The sequence below is a fragment of the Lentzea xinjiangensis genome (assembly GCF_900110955.1).
GTDB lineage: Bacteria > Actinomycetota > Actinomycetes > Mycobacteriales > Pseudonocardiaceae > Lentzea > Lentzea xinjiangensis.
On the sequence record NZ_FOFR01000007.1, the window covers coordinates 135,639 to 142,818 of the forward strand.

A 7,180-nucleotide genomic window follows, 5' to 3' on the forward strand; every position below is an offset into this window, starting at 1 on the left:
CCTGATGGGATGCCCGTGTCGTCTTGTGGTGTGCGTCGTGTCGAGTTGAGCGTTGCCGAGCCTGAGGTGTCGGTGGATTTTTTCGCCGGTGTGCTGGGGTGGACGGTGCTGGCGGAGCCGGGTGGGTCGTTCTCGGGCTGGGTGGGTGACCGGCTGGCGGCGCGGGTGGTGGCGGGGGACCGGGGTTGGCGGGTGTTCTTCGGCGGGGATGAGCCGCGGGAGCTGCGTGGTGGTTCCGCTGTCGGTGGTGGCCGGGTGTTGCACGGTCCGTGGGCTCCGCGGCCGCGTGGTGGTGAGCCGTGCTGGGTGGAGTTGATGGCCGAGGAGCCGGATGACGGTTTCTGGGTGGGGGAGCTGGGGTGGGGGGTGCGGCCCGCGGGGGAGGGTTTTGTGCTGTTCACGTCGTCGCGGCAGGGTGAGCCGCGGCCGGTCGCGGGTCGGTTGGCGACGTCGCGGGCGCGGGGCTGGCGGGTCTACTTCGCCGTGGGGGACGTGGTGGCGGCGTGTGGGCGGGTGTCGGCGTTGGGGGGCCGGGTGGTGGTGGATCCGGTGGTGGTGCCGACGGGTCTGGTCGCTTCGGTCGAGGGTCCGGGTGGTGGGGGTGGTTGTGTGTTGCTGGAGCGGCCGGAGGGCTGGGGCGGGGCCTGGGCTTAGCGGGCGGTGGTGGGGCTCGGTCGTCGGTCAGGCGTCGAGTTCGGGCGGGAAGCCGCCGGTGGCGATGGGGCCCCAGCGGTCGATGGTGATGCGGATGAGGGCTTTGCCCTGGCGGATCATGGCGGCGCGGTATTCGTCCCAGTCGGGGTGTTCGCCTGCGATGCAGCGGTAGTAGTCGACGAAGTCGTCGAGGGCTTGTGGCAGGTCGAGGACTTCGGCGGTGCCGTCGACCTGGACGTAGGGGCCGTCCCAGTCGTCGGAGAGCACGCAGATGGTGACGGACGGGTCGCGGCGGGCGTTGCGGGTCTTGGCGCGTTGCGGGTAGGTCGAGACGACGATGCGGCCCTGGGTGTCGAGTCCGCAGGCGACGGGGGAGACCTGGACCGCGCCGGTGGTGGCGCGGTGGGTGATGAGGACTCCGCGGTGGCGGGGGCGGAGGAACTCGAGCAGTTGCGGCCGGTCGACGAGGTCGGTGGTGGCGATCTTCGGCATGATGTGCAGCATGGCACGGTTCACCTCGTTCGACGGTACTGAGCTCGCCTTCCGGGAAGTGGGGGAGGGTGTTCCGCTGGTGGTGCTGGCGGGTGGTCCCGGCCGGGCTTCGGCGTATCTGGAGACGTTGGGCGGGTTGGACGCGGCGCGGCGGTTGGTGGTGCTGGACAACCGGGGGACGGGGGAGTCCGGTGAGCCGGTGGATCCGTTCACGTATCGGCGGGACATGCTGGTGCGGGATGTGGAAATGCTGCGGCGGCACCTGGGGTTGGAGCAGGTGGATGTGCTGGGGCATTCGGCGGGTGCCGGGATCGCGATGGGGTATGCGGCGGACTTCCCGGAGCGGGTGGGCAGGCTGGTGTTGCTGACGCCGGCGTTGCGCAGTGTGGGGTTGTCGCCGGAGCAGCGGGATTGGGACGCGTTCCTGGCGTCGCGGGCGGGTGAGCCGTGGTTCGGGGAGGCGACGGCGGCGTTGGAGCGCACTGCCGCGGGTGATGAGTCGGTGGAGAGCCGGGTGGCTGCGTCGCCGTTGTTCTACGCGCGGTGGGATGAGCGGGCTCGGGCGCACGCGCGGGCGGAGCTGGGGCAGTGGAAGTACCGGGTGGCGGCGGGGTACAACGCCGAGGGTGCGTTCGTGCCGGGGGTGTTGCGGCGGGCGTTGCGGGACTTCGACCATCCGGTGCTGGTGTACGCGTGTGGGGTGGATCCGATTTCGCCGGTGCGGCGTTGTGCCGAGCTGGCGGAGTTGTTCCCGTGTGCGAGTTTGTTCGTGCATGAGGGTGTGGGGCATTACCCGTGGGTGGAGGAGCCGGACGTGGTGGTGCGGCGGATCGCGGCGTTCCTGGACGCCTAGCTCGCGGGGGTGGCCGGTGGTCAGAAGGCGGTGGCGGTCGCGACGCGGTCGCGGCCGTTGTTCTTGGCCTGGTAGAGGGCTTCGTCCGCGGCCAGCAGCAGGGGGCTGAGCTCGGTGGCGGTGTCGGGGAAGACCGCGGCGCCGGCGGAGGCGGTGAGGCCGGAGATGACCCTGTCGTGGCCGAGGCGGTCGGTGACGGCGATGTGCAGGCCGGCGATCTCGTGGCGGATGCGTTCGGCGGTGGCGCGGGCTTCGTCGGTGCTGGCGCCGGGCAGCAGGACGGCGAACTCTTCGCCGCCGAAGCGGCCTACGAGGTCGTAGGAGCGCACGGAGTGTTTGAGGGCGTCGGCGACGGCGCGCAGCACGCGGTCGCCGGCGAGGTGGCCGTAGGTGTCGTTGATCAGTTTGAAGTGGTCGAGGTCGAGGATCAGGACGCCGACGGTGGAGACGAGGCGGCGGGCGCGGGCGAGTTCGCGTTCGGCGACGTCGTGCCAGAAGGTGGCGTCGACGAGTCCGGTCTTGGAGTCGGTGCGGGCTGCGACGCGGAACTGGGGCAGGAGCAGTCCCATGTGCAGGGCGAGCACGGTGAGCAGCAGCATGGGGGTGAGCCAGGGCCGGGAGGTCATGATGATGGCGACGCCGGAGCCGAGGCCGACGGAGGCGAGCACGATGAGGATGTCGGAGGCGTTGCCCAGGGCGGTGCGGACCGGGTTGTGGCGGTTGGTGACGAAGATGGCGGTCACGACGAGCGCGTAGTTGATGAACCAGTACAGGAAGCCGGCGGTGACCAGTGCGAGCAGGCCGAGTGGGCCGTCGAGGTCGACGGCGCGGTCGTCGAAGAGCGTGAGCACGAGTTGCGCGGTGGCGCTGCCGAGTACGACAGTGGCGGCGGAGAACACTTTGCGGAACAGGACCGCGCGGCGTTTGTAGACCCGGTACCACGAGTGCGTGTAGCTGATGACGATCAGCGCGACGAGCAGTGGCATCGGTAGTACGAGCACGCCCGCGAACAGCCACACCGACTGCATGTGGGCGTGTGGGGAGCCTTCGGCGCTGATTTCGCGGATCCGTTCGATTCCGCGCGCTGCTTCCAGGTGCAGGACCGCGCCGCCGGCGAGCAGCAGGAACCAGGGCCAGGTCAAGGCTTCGGCAGGGGTACGCCGTGCGGTGGCGAGCGTGACGAGGGTTGCTGAGACAACCACCGTCACGACGTAGGCCAGCACCACAGGAGGAAGCGACCATAACTTCCACCGGCGCGGGTCGAGCCAAGGCACGCTGCCACCCCCACACCACCGTCCAGGAACCAACCACTGTAGCCAGCGGGTAACTCAAAGTCGTGGCTCCATGTGGGGGACCTCACCGTGAGTAGTCCTCACAGAATGCATTCCGCACAGTCCGGCGCCCTTGTGCGCAACGAACACCCATAGGAGCAGTCATGATCAACCGTGTTTCCGCTACCGGCCGTCCCGTCCGCCCGACTGACTGGCTGCGTCCGACGGACTGGGCCCGTCCGACGGACTGGGCTCGGCGCTGAGCCACCACAGGGCCGCCGCACCGCCTGCCGCGAGCACGCCCAGTGCTCCGGCGGCGGCGGCGACCTGGTGGGCCGGCAGCGTCTCGGCGGCCAGGCCCGCCAGTGCGATGCCGGCTCCCTGGGAGACGCGCAGTGCGGTGACGGCCAGTCCGAACGCCTGGCCGCGTGAGGCGTCGGGGACGGCGCGCACGAACCGGGTGTTGGCGACGAGGTGGTAGGCGCTGGCCGCGCCGGAGAGGGCGAACAGCCCGAGGCTGAGGGGCAGGCCCGGTCGCAGTGCGGCGGGCACGAGGACGGCGCACGCGGCGATGGCGAGCCACGGCATCGCGCGCAGTTGCTGCTCTTCGCTGAGCCGGGCGAGCAGCAGCATGCCCGCCGCCGCTCCCGCGGCGTAGGCGCCGAAGATCGAGCCGACGGCGGCGGGGCCGGCGCCGAGCTGGGCCGCGTAGGGCGCCGCGAGGGCTTCCCCGACGATGTAGAAGCCGGATACGCAGGCGAGTGCGACGAGTGCCCGCAGTTGCCGGTCGTCCCACACGAGCCGGGCGCCGCCGACGAGGTCGGCCGGCCAGGCCCGCAGGTGGGGGCTGTGCGGTGCGGCCCGGTGGTGCAGGAAGGTTCCGGCCAGGGTCGCCGACACGGCGAAGGTGACGGCGTCGGCGATGAGCACCGGTCCCGGGCCGAGCCAGGCCACGAGTGCGCCGCCGGTGAGGAACCCGGCGACCTGTGCGGCCTGGGTGACGGTGCTGAGCACCGCCTGGCCGAGGGGGTAGCGCTGGTCGGGCAGGATCTGCGGCAGCAGCGCGGCCCGTGCGGCGCCGTGCGGTGCGCCGGCGAGCTGCACGAGCACGAGCAGTGCCGCGAGCGCCCACAGCGGCAGCAGCGGTACGGCCATGACCAGCAGCAGGGCCGCGCGGATGAGGTCGGTGGCGACCATGACGCGCCGGCGGGCGAACCGGTCGGCGAGCCCGGCGAGCAGGGGCCCGCCGAGCAGGTCCGGCAGGAACGTCAGCGCGTAGGTGAGCGCGGTCAGGCCGGCGCTGGCGGTGCGGTCGTAGACGTGCACCGTCAGCGCGACCCTGGCGAACTGGTCTCCGGCCACCGATACCGCGTGTGCCACGAACAGGGCGCGGAACTCGCGGTCGCGGGCGAGCTCGCGGTAGCCGGGCATGCGCTCCAGGATGACGAGCTACGACACGGACGACCAGAAGCCGCACTGGTGATCCGCGGTGAAATCGGTGCCGTGGATCGCGCCGGGGGCGAGGGACTGGACCGGGGCGCGCCATCCGGGGTCGCCGGTGCGGGCGAACCGGCCCCATGCCGTGATCATGTAGTCCGACACGGCGCGTTGTGCCGGGGTGAGGGTCACGCCGGGGAAGTCGAACAGCATCAGCAGTTCGGAGGCGTGGTAGGCGCGGTAGTCGGGGAACGGCGGCAGGGGGAACAGCAGCGGCACGTCGGGGTCGGCGAACTCGTAGCCCGAGACGCGGGTGTGGCGGCTGAGGTCGGTTCGGGTGCGGTGTGACGGGCAGGCCCACGACCTGTCGGTGAGGATGGCGGCCAGTTCGTCGCGTGCGTCGTTGTTGCCGTTGACGGGGTAGCGCGCCACGATCCGGTCCGCCAGTCCCTCACCGAACAGGCCGGTGACGCTCGCCCGGTAGGCCGCTTCGGGCACGGGCTGGGGGAAGAACAGGGCCGCGAAGAGCGTGAACTCGTCGTGGGTCGATCCCACCAGCACCGGTACCCGGTGCATGCGGCCGCTGCGCTGGGCCACCGCGGGGTTGAGCGGGAGCACGGCGGTGTCGTGGGCGGGGGAGGCGAACCGGTCGTGCACGGTGAGCAGCGCGGTCACCGGCTGGGCCCGCAGGCACGCCAGGTCCGCGCAGCCAAGCGTGCCCGCGCCCTGGGCCTGCACCTGCGCGCGGGGCTTCCACACCCCGACGAACCGGCCGGGTGTGGTCTGGTCCGGTGACTCCAGCCCGCACGGGCCGGACTGGATGATCGCCTTGGCGAACAGCCCGGCGGCCCGCGGGGAGGCGAGGTGGGCGCACACGCTCAGCCCGCCCGCGGACTCGCCGAAGATCGTGACGTTGCGCGCGTCGCCGCCGAAGGCGCGGGCGTTGCGCTGCACCCACCTCAGCGCCGCCTGCTGGTCGGCGAGGCCGAAGGTCCCGGAGCCGGGCAGGCCGGGGTGGCCGAAGAAGCCGAACACGCCGAGGCGGTAGTTCACGGTCACCACGACGGCGTCGTTGTCGGTCGCGAGCCTGCGCGCGTCGTAGGTCGCCGCGGAGCCGCCGGTGAACCCGCCGCCGTGGATCCACACCATCACCGGCCGCCGTTTCGCCGGGCCCAGAGGTGTGGTGACGTTGAGGTAGAGGCAGTCCTCGGTCTGCGAGCCCGGCTGGCCCAGCAGCGGGGTCTGCGCGCACACCGGGCTCGGCGTGGTCGCGTCCCGCACTCCCCGCCAGGGCCGCACCGGCTGCGGGTCGCGCCACCGGTTGTCGCCGACCGGCGCGGCGGCGAACGGGATGGCGCCGAACGTGCGGTGCGTGCCGGTCACCGTTCCCCGCACGTCGCCCTTGTCGGTGCGCACCACCGCCCCGCCGCCGGACACGACAGCCGGTGCCGGAGCCGGCGTGGCCGTGAACGTGAGCGCGGCCCCCAGGACCGCCGTCAGCAGACGTCTCATCACTCGAACACCCCTCAGTGTCGGTCCCGCACCGCGCACCGGTGGTCGCGCACCGCGCCGGGCACGGTGCTCCCGCCGGCCGGGGCCGGGCTGGCCGGGGGTCGTCAGACCCCTCTGCGCGCCCGAACGTAGCGAGGCCGTGACGGCGGCGACACCGCTGGAGGGACACCCGGCCCGGTGCGCCGAACGCCGCGGGAACTCGACCACGGTTGCTCACATACCGACCGGTCGGTACCCTCCGGGGCGTGGGTGACACAACGCTTCCCGGACAGCCCGAGGTCGACGCGCTCGTGTTCGACTGGGGCGGCGTCATGACCGTCTCCGTGCCCGAGTTCGTCGGCGCGTGGCTGCACGCCGAGGCCGTCGACCGCGAGGTCTACGGCCGGATCATGCGCGAGTGGATGAGCCGTGACGCGCCACCGGACAACCCGGTCGCCCGGCTGGAGACCGGCGAGCTGACGGTGGCCGAGTTCGAACGCCTCCTCGCCGCCGAGCTGATCACCACCGGCGGCGCGGCGATCGAGGGCACCGGGCTGCTCAAGCGCATGTTCGGCGGTGCGCGGCCGGACCCGGCGATGGTCGAGCTCGTCCGCAAGGCCCGCGCCGCCGGCCTGCACACCGCGCTGCTGTCCAACAGCTGGGGCGAGGGCTACCCCAAGGACCTGCTCGTCGAGCTGTTCGACACCGTCGTGATCAGCGGCCGCGTCGGCCTGCGCAAACCCGACGAGCGCATCTACCGGCACACCCTCGACCGGATCGGCGTCCCCGCCGCCCGTGCCGTGTTCTTCGACGACGCGCCCGCCAACGTCGACGCCGCCCGGTCCGTCGGCATGCACGCCTTCCGGCACACCACCGCCGACGACACCCGCACCGCCCTCGCCACCCTCGGAGTGACCCTGTGACCGACCAGCCCAGCTCCGACCAGCCCAGCTCCGACCAGCCCAGCTCCGACCAGCCCAGC

7 protein-coding genes are annotated in these 7,180 nt (G+C 72.2%); 3 read left to right on the forward strand and 4 right to left on the reverse strand.

Annotated features, from left to right (window positions below):
* The first annotated feature begins 9 nt into the window (after nucleotides 1-9).
* Nucleotides 10-654 carry a VOC family protein gene (locus BMW88_RS17490; protein ID WP_342715108.1) on the forward strand — a complete coding sequence of 215 codons (645 nt, stop codon included), beginning with the start codon at nucleotides 10-12 and terminating at the stop codon, nucleotides 652-654.
* A 27-nt stretch (nucleotides 655-681) separates the two neighbouring features.
* Here the strand turns inward: BMW88_RS17490 and BMW88_RS17495 are convergent, their stop codons facing one another.
* A complete protein-coding gene (locus BMW88_RS17495; protein ID WP_177221176.1) occupies nucleotides 682-1,146 on the reverse strand; it encodes a PPOX class F420-dependent oxidoreductase in 465 nt (154 codons plus the stop codon).
* A gap of 10 nt (nucleotides 1,147-1,156) precedes the next feature.
* On the opposite strand from BMW88_RS17495, the gene BMW88_RS17500 reads away from it, so the two are divergent.
* Nucleotides 1,157-1,999 (forward strand): alpha/beta fold hydrolase, encoded by an 843-nt coding sequence (locus BMW88_RS17500; protein ID WP_089951863.1) that lies wholly within the window; start codon nucleotides 1,157-1,159, stop codon nucleotides 1,997-1,999.
* A 20-nt stretch (nucleotides 2,000-2,019) separates the two neighbouring features.
* On the opposite strand, the gene BMW88_RS17505 is transcribed toward BMW88_RS17500, so the two are convergent.
* From BMW88_RS17505 to BMW88_RS17515, 3 genes are all read right to left on the reverse strand, one after another.
* Nucleotides 2,020-3,141, reverse strand: coding sequence for a GGDEF domain-containing protein (locus tag BMW88_RS17505; protein WP_245777866.1), 1,122 nt, complete (start codon nucleotides 3,139-3,141; stop codon nucleotides 2,020-2,022).
* Nucleotides 3,142-3,453: 312 nt separating this feature from the next.
* Complete coding sequence (locus tag BMW88_RS17510; protein ID WP_089951865.1) at nucleotides 3,454-4,701, reverse strand: MFS transporter; 1,248 nt, start codon at nucleotides 4,699-4,701, stop codon at nucleotides 3,454-3,456.
* A gap of 18 nt (nucleotides 4,702-4,719) precedes the next feature.
* Nucleotides 4,720-6,219 carry a carboxylesterase/lipase family protein gene (locus tag BMW88_RS17515; RefSeq protein WP_089951866.1) on the reverse strand — a complete coding sequence of 500 codons (1,500 nt, stop codon included), beginning with the start codon at nucleotides 6,217-6,219 and terminating at the stop codon, nucleotides 4,720-4,722.
* A gap of 245 nt (nucleotides 6,220-6,464) precedes the next feature.
* On the opposite strand from BMW88_RS17515, the gene BMW88_RS17520 reads away from it, so the two are divergent.
* Nucleotides 6,465-7,121, forward strand: a complete 657-nt coding sequence (locus tag BMW88_RS17520) for an HAD family hydrolase (RefSeq protein ID WP_245777867.1) — start codon at nucleotides 6,465-6,467, stop codon at nucleotides 7,119-7,121.
* The last annotated feature ends 59 nt before the right edge of the window (nucleotides 7,122-7,180 follow it).